Source organism: Ochrobactrum teleogrylli (assembly GCF_006376685.1).
In the GTDB taxonomy this organism is placed as follows: domain Bacteria; phylum Pseudomonadota; class Alphaproteobacteria; order Rhizobiales; family Rhizobiaceae; genus Brucella; species Brucella teleogrylli.
The window spans coordinates 799,011-823,383 of sequence record NZ_VEWL01000001.1 but is presented as its reverse complement, the minus strand read 5'-3'; the positions used below and the strand labels follow the sequence as shown (position 1 = coordinate 823,383).

Sequence of the window (24,373 nt, the reverse complement as noted above, 5' to 3'; positions counted from 1 at the left end):
CTTCGGGCTGACCGGAATTATGGTAAGGCCAATTTGGGAGCGACGATGAGCGACTTTGCGGCCACAGCGGAACCCCGCAGGCTTTACCAGCAGATTGCCGACCGGTTGAGAGGTCTCATTCAGGCCGGGCAGTTTCCGGCGGGAAGCAGGCTTCCGGCTGAGCGCGAGCTTGCCCAGCAATTGGGCGTGTCGCGCCCGTCGCTGCGCGAGGCGCTGATCGCTCTCGAAATTGCCGGCAATGTCGAAATCCGTATGGGTTCCGGCATTTATGTCAGCGCGGAGCCGGAAAAGCGCGTTGTGACGCAAGGCGTTTCGATCGGCGAAAGCCCGCTTGAAATCATGCAGGCGCGCGAGTTGATCGAAGGCGGTTTGGTGGTGATGGCCTGTGCGCGCATGACGCCGGAGACCTTGGCTGCCTTGCGCGCCACGCTCGACGAAATGCGCGCCCAGGTGCATGTCGACCGCCGGGCGATGGAGCTTGACCGGCAGTTTCACCTGTTGTTGGCCGAACAGGCAGGCAATTCGGTGGTGGTACGAATTATCCGCGATCTCTTCGATGAGCGGCACAGCCCGCTGACGTCGCAGATCAGAACGCGGTTTGAGAATAACGATACGTGGGTTCTGGCTTTGGCAGAACACGAAATCGTCTATGCAGCGCTGGAGGCGAGGAATCCGCTTCAGGCGCAGGCGGCCATGCGAACGCATCTGGAGCAATCCAAGCAGCGTTGGATGGATAACGAGCCGCGCGACAGATCGCCCATAGCGACATGACCGCGACGACATGAATTGGGAGTGAGGTCAGACCCATGAATATTTCCGTTTCTCCGGCTGCCGCAGCGCCGGTCATTCTCTTGCATCCGTCCGACGATGTCGCGGTTGCGCGTATTTCCGTTCGTGCTGGCGACCCCATCGGTCTGGAAGGCATCAATGCACGCGAACTGATCGGACGCGGCCACAAGGTGGCGATCCGCGCCATTCCAGAAGGCAAGGAAGTTCTGAAATACGGACAGGTCATCGGCGTTGCCACCAAGGACATTGCGCCCGGAGAGCATGTACATCTGCAAAACCTCGCCATGCTGCCTTCCGAACATGAACACCAGTTCTCCATCGATATCGAAGAACGCGGCATGTTGCCGGAAGCCGAACGCCGCCATTTCATGGGCTATGACCGCGGCGCTGGTGGCGTGGGCACGCGCAACTATATCGGCGTCATTTCCTCGGTAAACTGTTCGGCCACCGTGTCGCGCTATATCGCTGACTATTTCAACCGCATGGGCGGTCTCGACGGATTCGACAATGTGGATGGCGTTGTGGCGCTGACCCATGGCAGCGGTTGCGCGCTCAACACCAAGTCTGAAGGCTATCGCCTTTTGACCCGCACCATTCAGGGTTATGCCAAGCACCCGAATTTCGGCGGTATCCTGCTGATTGGCCTTGGCTGCGAAACGAACCAGATCGCGCCGATCCTCGAACATTACCGCATGGAAGAAGGCTCGCGCCTGCGCACCATGACGATCCAGCAGCATGGCGGCACACGCAAGACCATTGATCATGCGATTGCGGAGATCAAGGAAATGCTGCCGCTGGTCAATTCGGCGGTGCGCACCAAACAGCCGTTGTCGAAGCTGAAAGTGGCGCTGGAATGCGGCGGCTCGGATGGTTATTCCGGCATTTCGGCCAATCCGGCGTTGGGCTATGCCTCTGACCTGATCGTTCGCAATGGCGGCACGACCGTTCTGGCTGAAACGCCGGAAATCTATGGTGCAGAACATCTTTTGACCCGCCGCGCCGTGACGCCAGCGGTTGCGGAAAAGCTGTTGCAGCGCATCGACTGGTGGCGCGATTACACGGCGCGCAACGGTGATGAACTCAACAACAACCCGTCGCATGGCAACAAGCTTGGCGGTCTCACCACCATTCTGGAAAAGTCGCTCGGTGCCGTTGCCAAGGGCGGCTCGATGCCGCTCAAGGCGGTCTATGAATTTGCCGAAACCGTCACGGAGCCTGGCTTTGTCTTCATGGATACGCCGGGCTATGATCCGGTTGCCGTGACCGGACAGGTGGCGGGCGGCTGCAATGTCATTTGCTTCACCACGGGCCGTGGTTCGGTTTCCGGCTTCAAGCCCTCGCCCTGCATCAAGATCGCCACGAATTCCGAAATGTACGAGCACATGAAGGAAGACATGGATATCAATTGCGGTGGCATCGTCACCGGCGAGGAAACCATTGAGGAATCCGGCACGCGCATCTTCGAATATATCATCGCGGCCGCCTCCGGCGAAAAGACGCTGAGCGAAATCTACGACTATGGCGACAATGAATTCGTGCCATGGCAGGTCGGCGCCGTTACCTGATCCGCATCTTTCAATCTGTAACCGACAGGAATATCCGATGGTCAAAGCTCTGCGTATCGAGAGCGAAAACGTTACCCGCTTCGCCGAAATCGACGAAGCGCCGCTGCTCCCCGGTCATGTGCGCGTCAAGGTGCGCCATGTCGGCCTGTGCGGCAGCGATCTGAACACCTTCAAGGGTCTCAATCCGCTGGTGCAGTTGCCGCGCATTCCGGGGCATGAAATCGGCGGAGAAATCATTGAAGCCGGTGCGGGCGTCAGTGCGGCCTATGCCGCAGGCAAGCGCGTCATCGTGCTGCCCTATACGAATTGCGGCGAATGCTCGTCCTGCCGCAAGGGACGTCTCAATGCGTGCCGCTACAACAAGACGCTCGGTGTGCAGCAGAATGGCGGTCTGGCCGACCAGATCGTGCTGCCAGCCGAAAAGCTGATCCTCAACGATACGCTGGAACCACGCCATTTGGCGCTGGTCGAGCCACTTTCGGTCGGTTTCCATGCCGTGGCGCGTGGTCGCGTCGAGGCGGGCGATACGGTTGCGGTGCTTGGCTGCGGCATGATCGGCATGGGTGTGCTGATTGGCGCTGTGGCGCGGGGCGCGAAGGTCATCGCCATCGATCCGAGCGCTGAAAAGCGCGAGCTGGCGCTGCAATTCGGTGCCACGCATGTTCTGGCGAGCGGCGAGGATGTTGTGCAAAAGGTCTTGGAACTGACCGGCGATGACGGCGTGGATGTCGCTTTCGAAGCGGTTGGCTTGCCCATCACTTTCACGCAGGCCGTCGATCTTGCGGGCTTTGCGGGACGTGTGGTCTACGTCGGCTACTCCAAGGCACCTGTCACCTATCAGACCCAGTTCTTCAATCTGAAGGAACTCGACATCATGGGCTCGCGCAATGCGACGCTGACCGATTTCGAGGCAGTGGTTTCGCATCTGGAGAAGCTTGGTGCCGACGCCGACAAGCTGATTTCAAAGGTGTTCCCGTTCGATGAAGCCGAACAGGCGCTGCCCTATTGGGATGGCGATCGCAATGTGCTGAAAATCGTGATCGAGCGGGCGTAAGCCGTCGCAAATCGAATAAAGGGGAGCCGGTCTGGCTCCCCTTTTTTTATCGCTTTAGGCAATGCCGATTCTCTTTCAGACCGCATTTGCCGGACCTTGCGTAAAAATTTTTTTGGGTGCTGCCGCGAGAAACCGGCAGCCACTTTCCTTTTGCCATCGCAAGGCCGTGCACCGAAAAAATACGGGCTTCGTCGGCTATAGCAGATACCGCTAAAAATAGCGGATTCAGGCCGTTTGGGGCGCAAATGGGGCAGGTTTCTGCCCATTTTCATGTATAGACCAATACATATCGGACGACAGTATAATCATACTGTTTTTCTATAATTATAGCGATTTCGTCTTCAATCTATAGTCGTCGGTCTGATGTCGCAGCTGATGGCATATTTGTCGCACGCCGTTCGTGCAATTGAGTGGCGGAGGACTACTATTGTCCTCATGCTGGCCGACTTCGACCTACTTAAGTAATGCCCCGGCCAGCCTGCATATTTCGTCGCGCAACCTTTCAAAAAAGCATTAAAGGGGATGGGTGCGCTTGGATGAATTCACGGCTGTGGGTGGACATGTCGGGAAATGACCTATATAGAATCAGGCAATCTTTCGCTAATCATTCCGTGCGAACCGTTCGCGGTTCGCAGATTGTGTGTGCGCGATTCGCGCTGGAATGAAGTCATATCAATCTTGAAAAGGAGATTAAGTCCGCCAGCACAGCGGGGTTAAACTTAATGCATGGTATTTTATACAAGGATGAAAGTATGAAGTCGCCGGCTAAGACAAAGATAAGCTTGAATGGCGTGTTTAAAGTCTTCGGCGACGACCCGAAGCGTGCAATGGAAGCGTTGCGCGCAGGCAAGTCAAAAGCGCAGATTTACAGCGATCTCGGGGCCACAATCGGCGTCGATGATGCAAGTTTCGATATTTATGAAGGCGAAGTATTCGTCATCATGGGTCTGTCCGGCTCGGGCAAATCGACCCTCCTGCGCCTGCTCAACCGGCTTATCGAACCGACCGCCGGTTCCATCGAAGTGGAAGGCCGCGATATCGTCAAAATGACGAAGCGCGAGCTGATCGATCTTCGCCGCCGCGACATGAGCATGGTTTTCCAGTCATTCGCGCTGTTGCCCAATCGTTCGGTGCTGAACAACGCCGCCTTTGGCCTTGAAGTGGCCGGGATGGGCGAAGCCGAGCGCCACGCCAAGGCGCTGACCGCGCTCGCAGCCGTCGGTCTCGAACCCTATGCCAACAGCATGCCGGACCAGCTTTCCGGCGGTATGAAGCAGCGCGTCGGCCTGGCGCGGGCTCTGGCCAGCGAGCCGACGATCCTTTTGATGGATGAAGCGTTTTCTGCGCTCGATCCGCTGATCCGCACCGAAATGCAGGATGAGTTGAAGCGCCTTCAGGCCGAGCATAGCCGCACCATCATCTTCGTCAGCCATGACCTTGATGAAGCGATGCGCATCGGCGACCGTATCTGCATCATGCAGCACGGCAAGGTCGTGCAGGTGGGCACGCCGAACGAGATCGTCTCGGAGCCTGCCAATGATTATGTCCGGTCCTTCTTCCGCAATGTGGATGTGTCGCGTGTCTTCAAGGCCGCCGATGTCGCCCGCGAGGATGAGCTGATCGTGTTTGAACCCGAACAGCTTGCCACCGCTCTTGAGCGCTTTGACGCCAGCGGCAAGACCTTTGGCGTGCTGGTGGATGCAGACCGCACCTATCGTGGTCTTGTCAGCCGGGATGCGCTGGCCAAAGGCGTCCCCGCCGAGGCAGGAACGCGACTTGACGATGTGGCCGCCATCGAGGCGGAAGCGCCACTGTCGGGTCTCCTGACGCAGGTTGCCGCCAGCCCGTGGCCGATGCCCGTCACCGACCGGCACAACCGCTACGTGGGCGCGATCAGCAAGTCGGCATTGCTTGAAACCTTGGGCCGGGCGGGCTGATTGTCCGCCGCCAATTCGTTCTCGCACGCTTTGTATGACGCATTTCCAGCAAAACCGGTTACCACTTTTGCTGGAAATGTTTCCCACCCAGTCCAGAAATACGGAAATGGACGGTAAAACATGGATTTGAATTTCAGTGTTGGTGGTGCGGCTGATGTTGTGGTCAATTACATTCTCGACCACTTCACGCCTGCACTCGACATAATCGCAGCGACCATCGGTTTTGTGACCGATGGTATTCAAAACGCTCTCATCGCTATTCCACCCGTTGCTGGTGTGGCCATCCTCACTTTGCTCGCGCTGTGGCGCGTGGGCTGGAAGTTTGCGATCTTCACCCTTCTCGCATTGGCGCTCATCATCCACATGGAATTGTGGAGCGGCACAATGGAAAGCCTGTCGCTGGTGCTGGCATCGACCGTCATCGCGGTGGTGATTGGCATCCCGCTTGGCATCGCCATGGCGCGCAGCGACACGGTGGCGTCAGTCGTGCGCCCGGTGCTCGACCTGATGCAGACGATGCCAGCCTTCGTCTATCTTATTCCGGCGGCGATGTTCTTCGGCCTTGGCGCCGTGCCCGGCACGATTGCGACGGTAATTTTCGCCATGCCGCCGGTGGTGCGCCTGACCAATCTCGGCATTCGGCAGGTTCATGCAGAATTCGTCGAAGCGGGTCTGGCCTTCGGCTGCACATCGCGCCAGCTTCTGTTCAAGGTGCAACTGCCAAACGCCATGCCGTCGATCATGGCCGGTGTAAACCAGACGATCATGCTGTCGCTGTCGATGGTGGTCATCGCGTCGATGATTGGCGCGGGCGGCCTTGGAAACACGGTCTTGACCGGCATTCAGCGCCTCAATGTGGGGCTTGGCTTCGAAGGCGGACTGGCCGTGGTCATTCTGGCGGTCATTCTCGACCGGATTACCCAGAGCTTCGGCAAGGGAAATGGCACCGGTTTCTTCAAGAGACTGGCATCGTTGAGAAAGGCGGCGGACACACAATCCGCCTCATCCTTTCGCAAGCAGGAAGCATGAGACAACCAGAAACAATAACGGGAACTGAATCCAATCGAAAAGGAGTAGGCATGTTGAAGAAACTTGCAGGTTTCGGTCTGGCTGCAGTGGTGGCGGGTACCATGACAATGGGCGCGGCCTTTGCGCAAGATAGCAAGACGGTGAAGATCGGCTGGGCCCCATGGTCCGACGCCGAATTCGTCACCAAGCTGGCGAAGAAGCTGATCGAAGACAATCTCGGCCAGAAGGTCGAACTGGTGCAGACTGATGTTGCACCGCTTTATCAGGGCGTCAGCCGTGGCGATATCGACGCCATGATGATGGCCTGGTTGCCGGAAACCCACGCCGATTATTACAAGCGCGTCGAGGGCAAGGTTGAAGATCTCGGACCGCTTTATGAAGGCGCAAAGCTTGGCTGGATCGTACCGGATTATATTCCGGAAAGCGAAATCAGCTCGATCGCCGATCTGAAGAAGCCGGAAGTGAAGGAAAAGCTGAAAGGCGAAATTCAGGGCATCGATCCGGGCGCCGGTCTGACGCGCCTTTCGCAGGAAGCGATCAAGAAATACGGGCTTGATTACAAGCTCAATATTTCGAGTGAAGCGGCAATGCTCACGACTGTTGACCGCGCTACGCGCTCCGATGGCTGGTTCGTGGCAACCTCGTGGAGCCCGCACTGGATGTTCGGCAAGTATAAGCTTCGCTATATTGCCGATCCGGAAGGAGCGCTGGGTGGCGCTGAACATATCAACGCCATTGCACGCAAGGGCTTCAAGGAAGACAACCCGAAAGTTGCTTCGCTGCTGACCAAGTTCAGCATTCCGATCAGCGAACTCGAAGCGGCGATGTTCGATGCGCAGGAAACCTCCTACGAGAAGGCTGTCGATAAATATATCGCCGATCATCCGGACCGCATCAAGGAATGGCTTGCCGAATAATTAGGTAGCTCTGACAGGAAAAAGCCCCGCTCGCGCGGGGCTTTTTTAGCCCCTGCGGGCGATCAGAATACCGGCAATGACGATTGCGCCGCCCAGCCCCTGCATCATGCCGAGCGGTTCGGACAAAATGGTCCAGGCGAGAAACGCCGCCACCACCGGCTGAAGCAGCAAGGTGAGCGACGAGAAGGAAGCCGGCAGAAATGCAAGCGCATAGGCGATCATGCTTTGTCCGGCGGCATGGGTGAGCCACGCAAGTCCTGCCAGTATCAGCCAGCCGTAGAGCGTGATGGGCACGATCTGCCCTTCGGCAAAATAGGCGACTGGCAGCGAAACGATCGCCGCGATGGCGCTGCTCCAGAGCATGATGCGCATGGTCGAAAACCGGTTGCGCAGGCGTCCGACCGCCAGAATGTAACCGGCATAGAACACGGCAGCCAGCAGTGCGAGCGCATCGCCCGATGATTGCGAATGCAGGAGTTCGCCCGGCCCGCCTTTCAGCACGACCACACCCAGAATGGCCACAACCAACCCGATGATGAAGGACTGGCTGACATGCGCCTTGTAGAGCAGCCATGCGGCGAGCGTGACGAAGATCGGCGCCATATTGGCCAGAAGCGTCGCATTGGCGACCGACGTATAATGCAGCGACAAATGCCACGCGCCGAGATCGGCGGCGATGAACAGGCCGGGCACGGCCAGCAGCAGGCAATCCTTGAGGGTGAGGCGCTTGTTGTCTTTTATGTCGCTGCGTTCGCGTCCGCTCATCAGCATGAGCGGGATGACGGCCAGCGCCACGCGCCAGAAGCCGGTGGCAAGGGGGCCGACTTCCGACAGGCGGACAAAGATCGGCGAACTCGCAATGGCAAAGCCACCGGCCACCAGAATGGGCATGGCCCAACGCTGGCCAAAGGTCTGGGCGCTTGAAGGGGACGGGCCCGTTACGGGGCTTTCTGGAGCGGTCGTCTGCGACATTATCAAACTCGGGTCAAACTCGGGCGAAACCGGCGTTGCAGAGCGAATTCAGCATATTTTTTCTGCAACACATGTTCTGAAACCGTCTGTCATGTCGCAAAGCAGTCGAATTATAGAAATTCTTGACTGTTGGCATGCAGACGCCGAGATGCTTATTCCTGTTTGATGACAGCGTCCAGAAGAAAGAATGCGGGCATGACTGCTTTACAGCCGTTGCTGCCACAACGCTTTCAGGAGGACGGCGAGAACAAAAAAGCGCCCCGCAGGGCGCTTTCCGATTGTCGATCTATGGCGCGTTACCGATAGGGCGAGACACATTGTCTGCGCGGGCCGCTGTTCGGCTGGAAGGTGTTATCCGATACGCGATAGGTGCGATAACGGTTCTGACACCAACGAACGTGGTTGTTGCTGTGCACAACGCGGGGCTGGTTCAGCGCGCCGCCGACGATTGCGCCTGCCGTGAAGGCTGCCAGCGGATACCACCAGCCATCACTGTGGCGGCGATAGCCGTTGCGGTAGTAGCGCGAGCCGTGATGGCCATGCCAGTAACCGGGACGGTTCGACGGACGGTGGCTGCTATGGGGCGGGCGACCGGGGCGATGGGCATTGCTTGGAGGGCGGCCCGGCCTGTGGGCGTTGCTCGGCGGACGTTTGTGGCGCTGGGCATGACCGCGCGGCGGACGGCGATCATCGCGAACCTGTTCGACGTTCTGATTGAGAGCAGGACGCTCAAGGTTCATCGGCGCAGCCATGGTTGGTACGATGGATGTAAATCCAAAGACCAGCGCCAAGGTCCCCGCGCACGCCTTTTTCAAAATTTTCATGTGCAACCCTCCGTATGGAATGACGCAACTAAACGCCTGAAAACACAATTGGTTCCGTTTCCAGGCGATGATTGGCCCACAATTTTGACCGGAGGATTGTGAAATCTATTCCGTGCCGATGCGCACGATCTTGTCGACCAGAGCGGACGCCAGATGGAGCGCGCTGCCGGTAGCAGCCACGATCTGGGGCAGGATCATCCATTCCAGCATCCATGCCGCGCCCGAACGTTCCTGCTCATGCACCATGGATTGATGCAGGCCGGAAACTTGCACCGCGTTGAAACGGGCAAGGCTGACCAGCACTTCCGCACCGACCGGATTTTGCTTGTGCGGCATGGCCGATGATCCGCCGCCGCCCGAAAGCGAAAGCTCTGCGCCAAGTTCGGCCATCAGCGCAATGTCCTGCCCGAATTTGCCGAGCGTACCGGTGATCAGCGACAGAAGGCTGCCGAATTCCGCGATGAAAGCGCGCTGGCTTTGCCATTGCGGGCGGTCGTGCAGACCAAGTTTCTCTGCCAGAAGCGCGCGCAGGGCTGGGCCGCTCTCGCCGAACTTTTCAAGCGTTCCCGCCGCGCCGCCAAATTGCAGCGGAAAGGCGAGGGTGCTGAGCTTCTGGTCGTAACCGCCGAGCGGCGTCTGCCAGCTCGCAATCCGGTCGGAAACCGTGACGGGAATGGCGGCCTGCATCCGGGTATAGGCGGTGAGGCTGTTTTTGCCGAAGGTCGCATCGAGCCATTTGAAGCGGTCGGAAAGCTGATGCAGCCGACCGCGCAGAATTGCATTCGCCGCCTGCAGCCGCAGCATCAGGCTTGTGTCGATGACATCCTGACTGGTGGCTCCGAAATGCAGCTGTGCGGCGAATTCCGGGCCTGTGGCCTTGCGCAGTTCCTTCACGAGTGCCGGAATGATCACGCCATCCCGTGCCGTCCCGCTTTCAAGAACGGACAGGTCCGGTTCGAAAGTCTCAGCCGCCAGCCTGATCGCATTGGCGGCTTCGACCGGGATTATGCCGAGCGAAGCCTGGGCATCCGACAATGCCACCTCGAAGCGGACCATTCCGGCGATGTCAGCCGCAGCCGTGAAGAGACTTAATATCTCTTCGTCATCGCCGAAAAGCCCGGCCAGAAACGGATGTTCGAATACCGAAATGCTCATGCGTCAAATATCGAAAAAGACGGTTTCTTTTTCGCCCTGCAAATAAATGTCGAAGTGATAGATGTCACCTTCGCGCTGGCCGATCAAGGTCTCAACGCGCGCACGATGCTCGACGCGCGCCAGAACCGGATCTTCCGCATTGGCGTCTGCCTCATCGGAGAAATACATACGCGTCTGCAAGCCGAGATTGATGCCGCGTGCAACGATCCAGAACGTGATATGCGGCGCCATCAGGCGTCCATCCCGGAAGGGAACGCGACCGGGCTTGATCGTCTCGAACACGAACTCGCCAGTTTCCATATGGCTGGGGCAGCGGCCCCATCCACGGAAATTGGGGTCGGCCTTGCCGCCGGTTTCCGAAGGGCTGTTGTAAAGCCCCTTGGCGTCGGCCTGCCAGATTTCCACCAGCGCATCGCGCAGCGGTGCGCCCATGCCATCGATAACGCGACCCTTGATGGTCACACGCTCGCCGGACGTCTTGTCGTTGGTGAGCGGGCCGGACCCGAGATCTTCCGCGAAAACGCCATTGATTCCGACGAAATTCGGCGTCAACCCGATATGGACGTAAGGGCCCGCAGTTTGCGATGCGCTTTCCTTGAGATAACCCAGTGGCTGTACCATATCAGTTGCCCTCCGGCCGGTTTTCAAAGAAGGTCGAGCGGCGTCCGCGCAACACAATGTCGAACTTGTAGGCCAGCATGTCCATCGGCAGGCTCGCATTCATGTCGAGCGGTGCGATAAGGCGCTCAACCGCGCTTCTGTCGGGAACAGTCTTCACAATCGGGCAGCGCCAGATCAGCGGATCACCTTCGAAATACATTTGGGTGATCAGACGCTGCGAGAAGCCATGGCCGAAGATCGAGAAATGGATATGCGCCGGGCGCCAGTCATTGACGCCATTTGGCCACGGATAAGCGCCGGGCTGGATCGTCTTGAACCAGTAATAGCCATTCTCGTCGGTGATCGTGCGGCCCACGCCGCCGAAATTCGGATCGATGGCCGCGAGATAGGTTTCCTTCTTGTGCCGGTAGCGACCGCCAGCATTGGCCTGCCAGAATTCGACAAGCGCACCAGGGATCGGGCGATTGCTTTCGTCCAGCACACGACCATGCACCAGAATGCGCGGGCCGACCGGCATTTCGCCGGGGCGCGCATAGTTGCGGATCAGGTCGTTATCGAGTTCGTTCAACATGCCATGGCCGAAAACCGGGCCGGTAATCTCGCTCTTGGTGCCTTCCAGCGAAAGCAGCGCGCGGGTGGGCGAGCGCAGAACGGATGTCTTGTACCACGGCGTATAGGCCGGTGGATGCATGGTGAGATCACGAGCGAAAAAAGGGCTCGTTTCCGGCGGTGTGTTTTTCATTTCTCGGCTTCCTCCGCTTCCATCTGCGCGTAGGTCTGTTTGGCGATCTTGAACGCATGGTTCGATGCAGGCACGCCCGCATAAATCGCAACATGCAGCAGAGCTTCGCAGATGTCTTCCTTGGTTGCGCCCGTATTTTTCGTGGCGCGGATATGCATTGCAACTTCATCGTCCTGGCCAAGAGCGGCCAGAAGCGCAATCGTCACCATGGAGCGCTCGCGCTTTGTCCATTGCGGACGCGACCAGACCGTTCCCCATGCCGTTTCGGTAATAAGCTCCTGAAAGGGCGCATCAAGTCCCGTGGCAGCCTTCGATGCCCGGTCCACATGCGCATCGCCCAGAACCGAGCGACGGACGCTCATTCCAAGCTTGTAACGCTCGGAGCGCTCGACAGTGTCACCCATGGCTATTCTCCCTGTGGAAGCTTAATTTGAAAGTCGGGTTGAAAGAAAATCGCGCAACAGCGAGACATAGGCGTCTGGCTGTTCAACGCAGGGTATGTGGCCGCTATGCGCAATTTCAGCGAAATGCGCGCCGGGCACGAGGCTTGCCAGTTCCTTGACGAGCGCTGGCGGTGTTGCGCCATCCTGATCGCCGACGACACAAAGCACGGGCACGGCAATCGCCTTGGCCGCTTGCGTGAAATCCGCATCGCGCAGGGCTGCGCAGGTTGCCGCATAGCCATCGAGTGGCTGGCGCACGAACATGTTGCAATAGGCGCGGAAGGCGTCATTGTCCGGCTTGCGGAAATCGTCTGTGAACCAGCGCGGCATCGTGCCGTCGAGAATGCTGGCAAGACCGTTTTGCATAATGGCGTCGATGCGGGCGTTCCACATCTCCGCGGTGCCAATCTTGTGGGCGGTGTTGGACAGGACCAGACCCGCGACGAGATCGGGACGGGCGGCATAAACGCCCTGCGCAATCAGTCCGCCGACCGAAAGGCCGCACAGAACCACGCTGCGGATCGACAGTTTTTCCAAAAGCGCGATCAGATCCTGCGCCAGAAGTTCGATGCTGTAGGGCGTATTGCCGATATCGGAAAGGCCGTGCCCGCGCTTGTCGTAAACCAGCGTCGGGATATCGTTGCCGAGCTTCGCCCTCACGTCATCCCAGATGCGCAGGTCGGTTCCCAGTGAATTGATGAAAACCAGAACGGGCTTTTCATCACCACTCCACTGCAAATCATAGTGAAGGACGATATCGTTGACGTTTGCGAACTGCACGGCTTTCTCCTCTTGATCAGCACTGTTGCGCTTTCCAATTGGTTAAGTAAAATGATATTATCAGTCTAAAACATAACTCATAGGTTATCCAATAAGTGATCGGAAACAGGATCAAGTTTCGCCATCTGCACACCTTTGTTGAAGTGGCGCGGCAGAAGAGCGTGGTCAAGGCGTCGGAGATTTTGAATATCAGCCAGCCCGCCGTCACCAAAACTATCCGTGAGCTGGAGGAGGTGCTGGGCGTTCCGGTTCTGGAGCGCGACGGTCGCGGCATTCGTATTACGCGGTTTGGCGAGGTATTCCTGCGCCATGCGGGTACGGCGCTGACGGCCTTGCGGCAGGGGCTGGATTCGGTCTCGCAGGAGCTCGACGGTTCCGGCCCGCCCATTCGTGTCGGCGCCTTGCCGACAGTTTCCACACGCATCATGCCCAAGGCCATGAGCCTGTTTCTGGCGGAAAAGGCGGGCAGCCGCGTGAAGATCGTGACGGGCGAGAATGCGGTTTTGCTGGAGCAGTTGCGCGTCGGCGATCTCGATTTGGTTGTCGGGCGTCTGGCCGCGCCGGAAAAGATGACCGGCTTTTCCTTCGAACACCTCTATTCCGAGCAGGTGCGGTTTCTGGTCCGGGCAGGGCATCCGCTGACCGACGGGCGACCCGTCTTCGACCATCTGGCGGATTATCCGGTGCTGATGCCGACGCAAAATTCGATCATCCGTCCTTTTGTGGAGCGGTTGCTGATTGCCAACGGCATTGGCGCGCTGCCCATTCAGGTTGAAACCGTGTCGGATGCTTTCGGGCGCGCTTTCGTTCGCGAGAGCGATGCAATCTGGATCATTTCCGAAGGTGTCGTGGCGCGCGATGTGGCGGAAGGCAAACTGGTCATGTTACCGATCGATACCAGCGAGACTGTCGGGCCGGTTGGTCTGACAATGCGGACGGATACGGTCAGCTCCGGGGCGCTGCAAATGCTTATCCAGATATTGCGCGATGTGTCCGGCGCGTCTCTGTCCCGCTCGTCCACAAGCAGACTGCAATGAGGCTAGTGGATTGAATTTGACGTTTGAATCCCGGCTGACATAGATGCTGTTTCAAACGTCAAATTCGAAAAATCCACTAGATACATATACTTGCTAGTGGTCTTTTTGATTCCAACATTTGCTCAGCGCGTGAACCGAGGGATGCAGATGTTGGAATCAGACCACTAGTGGTGCAATAGTTCGCCCAGAAATTTGCGCGTGCGTTCCTGCTTCGGATTGGCGAAGAATTCGTCCGGGGACGCCTGTTCAATAATCGCGCCTTCGGCCATGAAGATCACGCGGTCGGCCACCTGACGGGCAAAACCCATTTCATGGGTGACGCAGATCATCGTCATGCCTTCTTCGGCAAGGCTGACCATCGTGTCGAGCACTTCCTTGACCATTTCCGGATCAAGGGCCGAGGTCGGTTCATCGAAGAGCATGACCTTCGGCTTCATGCAGAGCGCTCGCGCAATCGCAACGCGCTGTTGCTGGCCGCCCGAAAGCTGCGACGGATATTTATCGGCCTGCTCGAGAATTTTCACCCGGTCCAGAAGCGCCCTGGCGCTTTTTTCCGCATCGGCCTTGCTGGCTCCAAGCGAGCGCATGGGCGCCAGCATGCAGTTTTGCAGCACGGTGAGATGCGGGAACAGATTGAACTGCTGAAACACCATACCGACCTCACGGCGCACCGCATCGATGGTTTTGCCCGCATGGCCGAGCAAAATGCCGCCAACGTGGATTTCACCCTTCTGGTAGGTTTCGAGATGATTGATGCAGCGGATGAGCGTGGATTTTCCACTGCCGGAGGGACCGCAGAGAACGATCTTTTCTCCCTTGCGCACCGCCAGATTGACATCGTGCAAGGCTTGAAAATTGCCATACCATTTCTCGACATTCTGCAAGCGGATCATCGCTTCGGAAGGATCGGCGGATGGCTGGTGGATCATCGGGTCACTCCGGGCATGGTTCAGGCTCAGCGGCTCGACGCGGCAAATTTACGTTCAAGATGCGCGCCGAAGATCGTCAGCGGGCAGCACATCAGGAAGTAGAGAATGCCCACAATGCCGAAGACAGTGAGCGGCTCGAAAATCTGGTTCGAAATGATGTTGCCAGCCCGTGTCAGCTCGGTGAAGCCGACGATGGAGGCAAGCGACGTTCCCTTGATAAGCTGCACCAGAAAGCCGATGGTGGCGGGCAGCGAAATGCGGATCGCCTGCGGCAGGATTACATCCTTCATGCGCCAGAAATAGCGAAGGCTCAGCGCTTTCGCGGCCTCCATCTGCCCCTTGGGAACCGCCTCAATCGAGCCGCGCCAGATTTCGCCAAGATAGGCGCTGGCATGCAGGCTCAGGCCGATGGCGACGGCCAGCCATGCATCGAGTTTCAGCCCGATCAGTGCAAGGCCATAATAGACGACGAAGAGCTGCATCAGGAGCGGCGTGCCCTGAAAGACCGCGATATAGCCAGCGGTCAATCGTTCCAGCACAGGAAAGCCCGATGTGCGAAGCAAGGCAATGCCAAGACCGGCCGTGCAGCCGCAGACGAAGCCCACGGCGGAGAGCGCGACCGTCCACTTCAATCCGATCAGCAGGAAGACGAATTCATCGTGACCCATGGGAATGCTCCTACTTGACCGGATAGGCGAAATAGCGCGCCGAAATGAAGGAGAAGAGGCGCATCATGACCCAGGAAATCACCAGATAGAACGCCGTGACGGTGAAATAGACCTCGAAGCTGCGGAAGCTGTCGGATTCGATGCGCTGGGCTACTGAGGTCAGTTCATAGGCCGAGATTGCCGAGGCGATGCTGGTCGTCAGCGTCAACAGGATGAACTGGCTGGTCAGCGATGGGAAAATTGCCCGCAAGGCCGGTTTCAGCACGATCAATCGGAAGACCTGCGCCTTATGCAGACCAAGCGCGATGCCCGCCTCGATCTGGCCTTTCGGAATGGATTGAACACCGCCACGAATGATTTCGATGGCATAGGCGCCGCCATTGATGCCGAGCGCAATGATGGCGGTCGGCGTCGGGTCGAGCCGGACACCGGCCAGCGGCAGAGCGAAATAGATGAAGAATATCTGGACGAGAAAGGGCGTGTTGCGGATGAGTTCGACAAAGCCGATGACCAGCCATCGCAAAAACCAGTAGCGCGAACCGCGCAGCAGAACACCGCCAATGCCGATGACGATTGCCAGCAACATGCCGAATATGGCCAGGGTAAAGGTGCCCAGACAGGCAAGCAGCAGGTTGGGGAGGCCATCGATGACCGGCGTGAAATCCAGAGTATAATTCATCGTTCGCTCTGTCTGTTTTTATCAAGGCGCGGCGAGATCGCCGTTGCTCTCTTGCTCCGATTGACCGGCGCGGCTTGCCAGATGTTTGTCGGTCAGTCCTTGTCGACCATTTTGGCCATGGCTTGCACGGCCAGTTCATACCCATTCGCGCCGAACCCGATCAGAATGCCGGTTGCGACACGCGAAATGAGCGAATTGTGGTAGATGCTCTCGCGGGCATGGACGTTTGAGATATGCAGCTCGATCTTCGGGCCGTCGAACATTTTCAACGCATCGAGTAGGGCGACCGACGTGAAAGTATAGCCCGCGGGATTGACGATGATGCCGCAGGCTCCTTTGCGCGCCTGATGCACGCTTTCCACCAGTTCGCCCTCGAAATTGGTCTGGCGAAAATCGACCGCAAATCCCAGCGTCTCGGCCACCTGTGTCGCGCGGTCGCGAATATCGGCAAGCGTCGTGGTGCCATAGACTGTCGGCTCCCGCTCGCCGAGCAGATTGAGATTGGGGCCGTTCAAGATAAAGATTGTTCTGGACATGGTGCTTCCCGAAACGGCGGGCAAGCCGTTTTACGACATGAGGAAACGGTTGCAGACGCTGGCGTTTTTAGGATCGGATTGGCGCCCCCCGGTGCCAATCCAAATCTTGTTTTTATGCATTTGAACGCAAAGCGGCTTCGCGCTTTTGCCGGGAATGCTTTTTAGCCAGCGTCCGCAATCAGGATCGCTGAATTATCAGTTCGCCGTGAAGGAAACGCCTTCAAGCTTTTCCGGGAATTCCGGAACCGGCACCTTCATCCACTTGTCGTAGATTTTCTTCAGCTCGCCATTGTCCTTGATCTTGTCGATGAAGCTGTTGATGGCGGCGTTGAGTTCCTTTTCGCCCAGACGCGTGCAGGCGCCGTTATAGAGCTTCTGGAATTCCAGCTTGTTTTCGAATTCGCCCGGACGGGCCTTTTCGACGCGGTCCATGTAGAAGATGTTTCCGCCCAATGCCTGCACCTGACCCGAAGCCAGAGCCTGAACGCTTGGCGCATCGCCGTCATAGCGGCGGATGGTGGCGCTGGATGGTGCGTTCTTGGTCACCTGCGTGTCCTGCGCAGCGCCCTTCGCAACCGCGATGGTGAGATTGGCCATATCTTCATTGGTCTTGATCGACATGGATTTCGGGCCGATCAGCACAATGGCATTGGCCACATAGGGCTTGCTGAACTGTACCGCCTTGGCGCGTTCCGGCAGCATCGCCATGGTTGCGAACAGCACGTCGACGCGACCGGTGGTCAGCGCGGGAATGCGGTTGTTGACTTCGAGCGGTACGAATTCGACCGGCACGCCCAGTTCCTTGCCGAACAGATTGGCGATATCGGCGTCAAGACCGTCCTGCTGGCCAGCGCTCGTCACGAAACCCCATGGCGGATTGTCGCCCTGAATACCAACGATCAGCTTGCCGCGCGCCTTGATTTCCTCTGGCGTGATGGCGGATGCGGGCTTGGTCATCCCGGCGGCGGCAACCAGCGCCGCCGCACCCAGCATCATGTTGCGACGTGTCAGCATCGATTTAAACATTCGTTCCTCCTCCCAAAAACTGGCGCTCTGTCGATCCTCTCCCGTGGATCAGATGGCCGTATGAGTATATTTTTGTCAGATGATGCTTGGCAAATCAACCGAGTTTATAAAAATCATATGAGATTTTGTATTTTGCACAAAACGCATTTTTCCGACAGACAACCGACGGATATGTACGAGCGAATGCGGTTCAGACGATGCGCCCGCTTTTGAGAATATGATCCATGCCGCTCTGGATATGGCGGCGCACAACGGCTTGCGCGCCTTCGACATCGCGTGCCACGGCCAGTTCGAATAGCAATTTGTGGTCATCCACGACGGGCCGTCCGCGAAAGGTCTGCGCCAGCATGTGATAGCGCAAAAAGCGGTCGAACACCGAGGACAGCGCCGTCAGCAATGTTTGCGAATCGCATGCCGAGACGATGGCCTGATGAAACTCCCAGTCGTAACGCACCCAGTCGATGGTGCGCGATGCATCGCCCGCAAGCAGCACTCTTTCCGCAGCGGCGAGCTTGTGGTGGGCCGCAACGATACGCCCTTCCCATTCCAGATCGCCGACCGCGAAGGAAAGCCCGATGGCGTGGGTTTCGAGAACCGAGCGCAGATCGGCCAGTTCCTCAAGCTCCTTGCGGGAAGCCGGGCTCACTTCAAAACCGCGCTGCCCTTCAGCGACGACCAGATTTTCCGTGGTCAGCCGGTTGAGGATCTCGCGCAGCGACGAGACGCTGATCGAATAGCGCTGCTTTGCCTGTTCCAGCTTGATCTTGGCCCGTGGCGGTAATGTCCCGGAGATGATGTCCTTGCGGATCTGCCGGAAAACTACATCGCTGACGGTTTCGGTGGGTGCGCTTTCTTCCCGCAGCATGGTGCTTCCTTTTCCGTGGCGGTCACGATCAACGGCAGTGGCAAATCAGGGCAGGGTGCCCCCGGCCAGCGCATGTTGGACGCCGCCATCTATGTGCTTGATAAGAATAGCTTTTGCTTCGGTCGCATTGCGCGCTAGCGCAGCGTCGAGCAATTGCTTGTGTTCCTTTTCGGCGACATCGCCGCGATAGGACAGCGCAACCATCTGATAGCGCAGATATTTGTCGAAGACGGTGGCGTGGGTTTCCATCAGCAATCTTGAACCGCAGGCGGAAATTAGCGCCTGATGAAACTCCCAGTCATAGCGTTTCCATTCTTCCGCCCGGCTGGCGTCGCCTGACGCCATGATCTGCTCCATCCGCGAAAGCTTGTAGTGCGCGGAGACCAGTTGCGCCTCCCAATCCATCCCGCCGAAAGCGAAGGATTGCTCCAGCGCGTGGGTTTCGAGCAACAGGCGCAATGCAGCGATTTCCTTGAGATCGGCATCCGACATGGGCGCGACTTCGAAGCCGCGCTGGCCTTCGGCAACGACAAATCCTTCCGATGACAGCCGGTTGAGGATTTCGCGCAACGTGCTCACGCTGGTGTCGTAGGAATCCTTCAGGCTTTCCAGCCGCAACCGCTGCGCAGGCGCCAGCCGCCCGAAGATAATATCGGTCCGAATGCGGCGATAGCAGCTTTCAGCGATGGACTCATTGGAAGATTCGTAACGCATTTGTAGATATCTCAGATATTCGACACTTTATCATACATGTCTGGCGCTTCGGTTACAATGTGATATCCAGCCTTGTGGCATGGTTCCAAACTTTCTCGGATGATTTTTGGATCGTCCCTGGATGCGGAGGCTGACCGGCCTTCCCGGAATATCGCGGCAGCAACACGATACGAACAGATCATTTGATATATTGTGGTTCATGGGCGGCGGCAGTCGCTGGCATCCCTTCTTTATCTTAGGCGTTGATGCTACGACTTCTGCCGATCTTCATTTCGTTCCCGGTAGAAATAGCATGACCTCACAAACACCTATCCGTAAACCGCGTGGCCGCGATCTTGGCATCCCTTTCACCGGGTGTACTGGTCCGCACAATGCGATCACCGATGTTGATGGCGTCGGTGTCGGCTTTCAAACGATCATCGAGAACGAGCCGCGCCCGGGCCGCAAGCGTCCTGTTCGCAGCGGCGTGACCGCCATTCTGCCGCATATGCAGTCGGAAACGCCTGTTCCGGTCTATGCTGGTGTGCATCGTTTCAACGGCAATGGCGAAATGACCGGCACGCACTGGATCGCGGATGGCGGTTATTTTCTGGGACCCGTCGTCATCACCAATACGCATGGCATTGGCATGGCGCATCACGCCACCACCCGCTGGATGGTTGACCGCTATGCCTCGACCTACAAGACCGACGATTTTCTCTGGATCATGCCGGTTATTGCTGAGACCTATGACGGCGTGCTGAACGACATCAACTGCTTTCCGGTTACCGAAGCCGATGTGCGCAAGGCGCTCGACAGCGTTGCCTCCGGCCCGGTGCAGGAAGGCAATTGCGGCGGCGGCACAGGAATGATCACCTATGGATTCAAGGGCGGCACGGGCACGGCATCGCGCGTCGTGGAATTCGGTGGTCGCAGCTTCACCATTGGCGCGCTGGTGCAGGCCAATCACGGCCAGCGCGACTGGCTGACCATTGCCGGTGTTCCGGTTGGCCAGCATATGCGCGACGGCACGCCGCAAAGCCAGTTGCAGGAGCGCGGTTCCATCATCGTGGTGCTCGCGACCGACCTGCCTTTGATGCCGCACCAGTTGCAGCGGCTGGCACGTCGCGCAGCGATCGGCATCGGCCGCAATGGCACGCCGGGCGGCAACAATTCGGGCGATATTTTCCTGGCCTTCTCGACGGCCAATCAACGCCCGATGCAACATCGCTCCGCGCCGTTCCTCCAGATGGAAGTGGTGAATGACGAGCCGCTCGATCCGTTCTATCTCGCTGCGGTCGATAGCGTGGAGGAAGCAGTGGTCAATGCGATGCTGGCAGCTGAAGATATGGGCGGCACGCCTTACGACCGTCTGCGCGTTCAGGCTATCGATCACGACAGGCTGCGCGAAGTGCTGGCCCGTTACGGACGGCTGTCTGCATAAAGACGGCTGATTGCAAATATAGAAAGCAGCGACAGATGCGGGTTCTGTCGCTGCTCCCCCTTTTGTGATGCCCTTTTGACTGGAGGTCAGATCATCACAAACTGGTAGTGTTGGTGGGGCCCATTTTTGCCACTAGAACGACCGCTGGAAGCGCACCGTGCCGCCCCAGGCATCGTTGACCTTGTTGTCGCGAAAATCGGCTTCGTAACGCCTCCAGTTCCCACCGAATTTGGTGTAGTTGACTTCCGGCGTGATGGTGAAGCCGGGGACAATTTGGTAGGCAATATTGGCTGCAGCAGCCGTCTTGCCCCAATCGTCATGCGCGCCTTGCAGGTTGAATACGACCTTGTCGGTTACCAGGAATTTCAACCCGCCCCAAACAGCCCAGTCGCCACCCCATTGACCGTACATCTGGTCTGGGTCTTCTTCCGAAGCATAGCCGCCCTGTAACCAGAGCGAGAAACGGTCGGTCAGATTGACGTCGCCGCGAAGCTTGGCCGCCCATTCTTCGATAACGGAATCATACGCCACGACGCCCGCAATGGAGCCCCAGCCGCCCGCATATTTCAAGCCGCCAACGACATGCGGCATGTAGCCGTCGATAACATAGTCGTGTCGGAAGGGGTTGATATAGCCACCGTCGTTGTCGCCACCCTGTTCGAGAGCAATCACCGCCGAAAAGCCACTGCTGCCTGCGAAAGTGTAAGAGATCTTGCCCGTGCGGAATGCGCCAGCCGAGACCACGTCGTCGTTGATGATGTCACCAAGATAGCCGGTGAAGACATGGAATTCTGACTCGTCAATGCCCACTTTGAACCCGCCGAGTTGAATATAGGCGAACCGCAGGACGACATCGGATACTGTGTCGCCATATACGCGGTCGTCGCTTGAATTGAATGCGACATAATTGAAGCGCGTTTCGGTGAAGGTGCGCAACATGCCCATTTCCGTTTCGGAAGCGGTCGAGGTGCGAAGCGCCAAGCGAGCGCTCTTATCCCAGCCTTTGCGATCAATACCGGAAAAGACATCTTTGCCGCCCACTACATCATAACGCACATAGCCATGAATGCGCAGGCAGGTTTCGGTGCCGGGGATATAAAAATAGCCCGCGCCATAGGTGTCGCAAACACGCACATATTCAACGGCTTCCGGCTCCGGTGCGATGATTGCGTCGGCAGCGTAAGATGAAAAAGACATCATCGTCGCTGCCGAAGAGATCAGAACGGTCTTCATTTTCATAAGAGTTGCCTCGATTCAGCGTGAACTTTGAGAGAGTTCATGTATATCGCGGCAAAGCTTCGGCCTCAATGGAAGTTAAAGTAATTAAATCCAATAGTGTTGTTATGTTGCATAAGAGATACCAATTTATATAATAAATATCGATTTATATTTTTACTTTTACATGATTAGATATGGATTACCAATAAATCAAACTATGAAATAGTTATATAACTAATTATAAAATTCTCATTATTTTTCAAAAAGTTGCGATTTTGCGAATTTGATTGATAGTATAATCATGCATTTCAAAATGAGAGGATTTAATCGTTCCTTTGGAGCGGCTAATTGGAAAAGAAGTTTATCGATGACGATTGACGCAGAAAAAATGATTTTATTGCGCGACTTGATGGCGAATATACTTGTCTCCGCGAAAATATGGCGATCGCTGGCTAACGAGGCGCTGCTGGACCTTGGACTTGATTCCGGGGTTGCGGCCTGCCTGTTCTGGATCGCCTATGTGGGCGATGGCGCCAAGCAAATCGATATCGCGACGGAAATGGGGCTGACGGCTGCATCGCTGGTGCGGATGATCGATTCACTCGAAGCGCTGCAGCTGGCGCGCCGCGAGGTCGATGAGAACAACCGGCGGGCCAACCGGATCAGGCTGACCGACGAGGGGCGTCGTGTCGTTTCCATCATGCAGACGATCCTGGATAGTGTGCACCAAAATCTGTTCCGGGAATTTGAGAGTTCCGATATCAACACGGCCAATAGTCTTTTGCGGCGCGTCATCAACGAGAGGGCTTGATCCCTGTCTGACGGCATGTGGACCGGCGCGGTGTTGCAGAAACTGCGCCTGGTCCTGTTGTTGCCGGAGCGGATATTTCAGGCTCATTTGTTCGGAATGCTTCTGGCTTCAGCGCAGAAATATCCGGTTACAAAAAATGAAAACCGCCCGTCGTTGCAGCGCTATACCAACGAGCGGGTTTTCGCGTTGCGGTGGCGGGAACCGCTGTGAATGCGAAAGCGGCTCGTGAAGACCAACCCCAAGCTGATCGTTCTGGATGTCATGTTGCCGAGCCAAGGCAGATGCCGGAATTGAAAAGATTGCCAGCAATTATAGATTTCTACTGGATTTTTTGAATTCGACCCTTGATCATGCGGCCCTGTGAGGCCGATTTCCGGGGTCACGTTCAATCCACGAGCATATGCAAGGTTCCCTGAATGCGCTTTAAACGTCTCGTCGTCACGACCGCAGTCCTCATCGCTGTGGCCGTGTGCGGATATTTTTACTGGCGCAGCCAATCGTCGTCCCAGACACCATCGATGATGACCGCCACTGCGACCCGCAGCGACATCGAAGTCACGGTGCTTGCCACGGGAACCATCAAGCCGGTTCGTCTGGTTGCGGTCGGCGCGCAGGCATCGGGCCGCATCACATCGGTCAAGGTAAAGCTTGGGCAGGTCGTGAAGGCGAATGACCTCATTGCCGAGATCGACTCCACCACGCAGAAAAACGACCTGCGAACATCAGAGGCGTCACTTGCCAACATGCAGGCGCAGTTGAAGGAAAAGCAGGCGACGCTGGCGCTGAACCAGCAGACGCTGAACCGCCAGAAAGCCATGCTTGCCAAACATGCTGTTTCTCAGGCCGATTTCGACACGGCTGCTGCCGATCTGAATGTGACGCAGGCGCAGATTGAATCGCTCAGGGCCCAGATCAAGGCAGCCGAAGTTGCCGTCGAGACCGCCAGAGCCAATCTCGGCTATACGCAGATCACCGCGCCGATTGAGGGAACCGTTCTTTCCATCGTCAGCCAGGAAGGCCAGACGGTCAACGCAACGCAATCCGCACCGACGATTGTTATTCTCGGCCAGCTTGACCGGATGACGGTTTATACGGAAATTTCCGAAGCTGATATCGTCCGGGTGAAGCCCGGCCTGCCGCTTTATTTCACGGTGCTCGGCGATCAGGACCGCCGCTATGAAGCAAGCCTTGAATCGGTGGAACCGGCGCCGGAATCGATCAAGAGCGACAGCAGCTTCAGTTCCTCAAGCTCGTCCTCGTCGTCCTCTTCGAGCAGTACGTCGTCGGAGGCGATCTATTATAATGGCCTTTTCACCATCCCGAATGAAGACGGGCATCTGCGCACCTATATGACGGCGGAAGTGCACATCGTTCTCGGGCAGGAGAACAATGTCCTGACCATTCCGTCCTCTGCCTTGGGTGCGCCCGATGCGGATGGCCGCTATACGGTGCGCGTGGTCGATGACAAGGGGCAGATCTCAAGCAAGAAGATTGAAATCGGCCTGAACAACAAGGTGATGGTTCAGGTGAAATCGGGCCTCGATGAAGGCGAACGCGTCGTCACCGGCCAATTGGCGGCAGGTGCTGCGGCAAGCCCCAGCCCGGGTGGCCGTCGCGGCCCGCCGATGGGCTTCTGATC

Annotated in this window: 25 protein-coding genes; 10 read left to right on the top strand and 15 right to left on the bottom strand. The window is 57.3% G+C overall.

Features of this window, described 5'->3' with window-relative positions:
* Positions 1–45 precede the first annotated feature (45 nt).
* The 6 genes from FIC94_RS03640 to FIC94_RS03615 all read left to right on the top strand — a co-directional run bounded on the left by FIC94_RS03640 (position 46) and on the right by FIC94_RS03615 (position 7,291).
* A complete protein-coding gene (locus FIC94_RS03640) occupies positions 46–771 on the top strand; it encodes a FadR/GntR family transcriptional regulator (RefSeq protein WP_140023946.1) in 726 nt (241 codons plus the stop codon).
* A gap of 35 nt (positions 772–806) precedes the next feature.
* Entirely contained in the window at positions 807–2,354 is a 1,548-nt protein-coding gene (locus tag FIC94_RS03635) for a UxaA family hydrolase (protein WP_140023945.1), read from the top strand.
* Between the two features lie 37 nt (positions 2,355–2,391).
* Entirely contained in the window at positions 2,392–3,408 is a 1,017-nt protein-coding gene (locus FIC94_RS03630) for a zinc-binding alcohol dehydrogenase family protein (RefSeq protein ID WP_140023944.1), read from the top strand.
* 752 nt (positions 3,409–4,160) lie between these two features.
* Positions 4,161–5,345, top strand: a complete 1,185-nt coding sequence (gene proV / locus FIC94_RS03625; protein ID WP_140023943.1) for a glycine betaine/L-proline ABC transporter ATP-binding protein ProV — start codon at positions 4,161–4,163, stop codon at positions 5,343–5,345.
* Between the two features lie 120 nt (positions 5,346–5,465).
* Complete coding sequence (locus FIC94_RS03620) at positions 5,466–6,374, top strand: ABC transporter permease (protein WP_121538183.1); 909 nt, start codon at positions 5,466–5,468, stop codon at positions 6,372–6,374.
* Between the two features lie 50 nt (positions 6,375–6,424).
* Positions 6,425–7,291, top strand: a complete 867-nt coding sequence (locus tag FIC94_RS03615) for a glycine betaine ABC transporter substrate-binding protein (protein ID WP_109367130.1) — start codon at positions 6,425–6,427, stop codon at positions 7,289–7,291.
* Between the two features lie 45 nt (positions 7,292–7,336).
* On the opposite strand, the gene FIC94_RS03610 is transcribed toward FIC94_RS03615, so the two are convergent.
* The 7 genes from FIC94_RS03610 to pcaD all read right to left on the bottom strand — a co-directional run bounded on the left by FIC94_RS03610 (position 7,337) and on the right by pcaD (position 12,828).
* Positions 7,337–8,263: a DMT family transporter gene (locus FIC94_RS03610; RefSeq protein ID WP_140023942.1), complete on the bottom strand. Its 927-nt coding sequence runs from the start codon at positions 8,261–8,263 to the stop codon at positions 7,337–7,339.
* Between the two features lie 296 nt (positions 8,264–8,559).
* The gene (locus tag FIC94_RS03605) at positions 8,560–9,087 is read right to left on the bottom strand and encodes a BA14K family protein (RefSeq protein ID WP_140023941.1); all 528 of its coding nucleotides are present in this window, start codon (positions 9,085–9,087) and stop codon (positions 8,560–8,562) included.
* A gap of 105 nt (positions 9,088–9,192) precedes the next feature.
* Positions 9,193–10,242, bottom strand: coding sequence for a 3-carboxy-cis,cis-muconate cycloisomerase (locus FIC94_RS03600; RefSeq protein WP_140023940.1), 1,050 nt, complete (start codon positions 10,240–10,242; stop codon positions 9,193–9,195).
* A 3-nt stretch (positions 10,243–10,245) separates the two neighbouring features.
* Entirely contained in the window at positions 10,246–10,863 is a 618-nt protein-coding gene (gene pcaG / locus FIC94_RS03595; RefSeq protein WP_121538191.1) for a protocatechuate 3,4-dioxygenase subunit alpha, read from the bottom strand.
* 1 nt (position 10,864) lies between these two features.
* The gene (gene pcaH / locus FIC94_RS03590; protein ID WP_121538193.1) at positions 10,865–11,605 is read right to left on the bottom strand and encodes a protocatechuate 3,4-dioxygenase subunit beta; all 741 of its coding nucleotides are present in this window, start codon (positions 11,603–11,605) and stop codon (positions 10,865–10,867) included.
* Positions 11,602–12,009 (bottom strand): 4-carboxymuconolactone decarboxylase, encoded by a 408-nt coding sequence (gene pcaC, locus FIC94_RS03585; protein ID WP_121538195.1) that lies wholly within the window; start codon positions 12,007–12,009, stop codon positions 11,602–11,604. The genes pcaH and pcaC overlap by 4 nt, the downstream gene beginning before the upstream one ends.
* A gap of 21 nt (positions 12,010–12,030) precedes the next feature.
* Entirely contained in the window at positions 12,031–12,828 is a 798-nt protein-coding gene (pcaD, locus tag FIC94_RS03580; RefSeq protein ID WP_140023939.1) for a 3-oxoadipate enol-lactonase, read from the bottom strand.
* Positions 12,829–12,923: 95 nt separating this feature from the next.
* Between pcaD and pcaQ the strand changes: the two genes are divergently transcribed.
* Complete coding sequence (pcaQ, locus tag FIC94_RS03575; RefSeq protein ID WP_140023938.1) at positions 12,924–13,865, top strand: pca operon transcription factor PcaQ; 942 nt, start codon at positions 12,924–12,926, stop codon at positions 13,863–13,865.
* 164 nt (positions 13,866–14,029) lie between these two features.
* Here the strand turns inward: pcaQ and FIC94_RS03565 are convergent, their stop codons facing one another.
* The 7 genes from FIC94_RS03565 to FIC94_RS03535 all read right to left on the bottom strand — a co-directional run bounded on the left by FIC94_RS03565 (position 14,030) and on the right by FIC94_RS03535 (position 19,282).
* A complete protein-coding gene (locus tag FIC94_RS03565; RefSeq protein ID WP_140024038.1) occupies positions 14,030–14,758 on the bottom strand; it encodes an amino acid ABC transporter ATP-binding protein in 729 nt (242 codons plus the stop codon).
* A 62-nt stretch (positions 14,759–14,820) separates the two neighbouring features.
* Positions 14,821–15,462, bottom strand: a complete 642-nt coding sequence (locus tag FIC94_RS03560; protein WP_140023937.1) for an amino acid ABC transporter permease — start codon at positions 15,460–15,462, stop codon at positions 14,821–14,823.
* Between the two features lie 10 nt (positions 15,463–15,472).
* Entirely contained in the window at positions 15,473–16,141 is a 669-nt protein-coding gene (locus FIC94_RS03555; RefSeq protein ID WP_140023936.1) for an amino acid ABC transporter permease, read from the bottom strand.
* A gap of 92 nt (positions 16,142–16,233) precedes the next feature.
* Positions 16,234–16,677, bottom strand: a complete 444-nt coding sequence (locus FIC94_RS03550) for a type II 3-dehydroquinate dehydratase (protein ID WP_109367141.1) — start codon at positions 16,675–16,677, stop codon at positions 16,234–16,236.
* Positions 16,678–16,872: 195 nt separating this feature from the next.
* Positions 16,873–17,703: a transporter substrate-binding domain-containing protein gene (locus tag FIC94_RS03545; RefSeq protein ID WP_109367142.1), complete on the bottom strand. Its 831-nt coding sequence runs from the start codon at positions 17,701–17,703 to the stop codon at positions 16,873–16,875.
* A gap of 190 nt (positions 17,704–17,893) precedes the next feature.
* Complete coding sequence (locus FIC94_RS03540; protein WP_140023935.1) at positions 17,894–18,568, bottom strand: GntR family transcriptional regulator; 675 nt, start codon at positions 18,566–18,568, stop codon at positions 17,894–17,896.
* Between the two features lie 45 nt (positions 18,569–18,613).
* Positions 18,614–19,282: a GntR family transcriptional regulator gene (locus tag FIC94_RS03535; RefSeq protein ID WP_109367144.1), complete on the bottom strand. Its 669-nt coding sequence runs from the start codon at positions 19,280–19,282 to the stop codon at positions 18,614–18,616.
* A gap of 292 nt (positions 19,283–19,574) precedes the next feature.
* Between FIC94_RS03535 and FIC94_RS03530 the strand changes: the two genes are divergently transcribed.
* The gene (locus FIC94_RS03530; RefSeq protein WP_140023934.1) at positions 19,575–20,705 is read left to right on the top strand and encodes a DmpA family aminopeptidase; all 1,131 of its coding nucleotides are present in this window, start codon (positions 19,575–19,577) and stop codon (positions 20,703–20,705) included.
* A 132-nt stretch (positions 20,706–20,837) separates the two neighbouring features.
* On the opposite strand, the gene FIC94_RS03525 is transcribed toward FIC94_RS03530, so the two are convergent.
* Entirely contained in the window at positions 20,838–21,944 is a 1,107-nt protein-coding gene (locus FIC94_RS03525; RefSeq protein ID WP_140023933.1) for a porin, read from the bottom strand.
* A gap of 280 nt (positions 21,945–22,224) precedes the next feature.
* On the opposite strand from FIC94_RS03525, the gene FIC94_RS03520 reads away from it, so the two are divergent.
* Both FIC94_RS03520 and FIC94_RS03515 read left to right on the top strand, forming a co-directional pair.
* On the top strand, positions 22,225–22,734 hold the full coding sequence (locus tag FIC94_RS03520) for a MarR family winged helix-turn-helix transcriptional regulator (RefSeq protein WP_140023932.1): 510 nt from the start codon (positions 22,225–22,227) through the stop codon (positions 22,732–22,734).
* A 416-nt stretch (positions 22,735–23,150) separates the two neighbouring features.
* A complete protein-coding gene (locus FIC94_RS03515; RefSeq protein WP_140023931.1) occupies positions 23,151–24,371 on the top strand; it encodes an efflux RND transporter periplasmic adaptor subunit in 1,221 nt (406 codons plus the stop codon).
* The last annotated feature ends 2 nt before the right edge of the window (positions 24,372–24,373 follow it).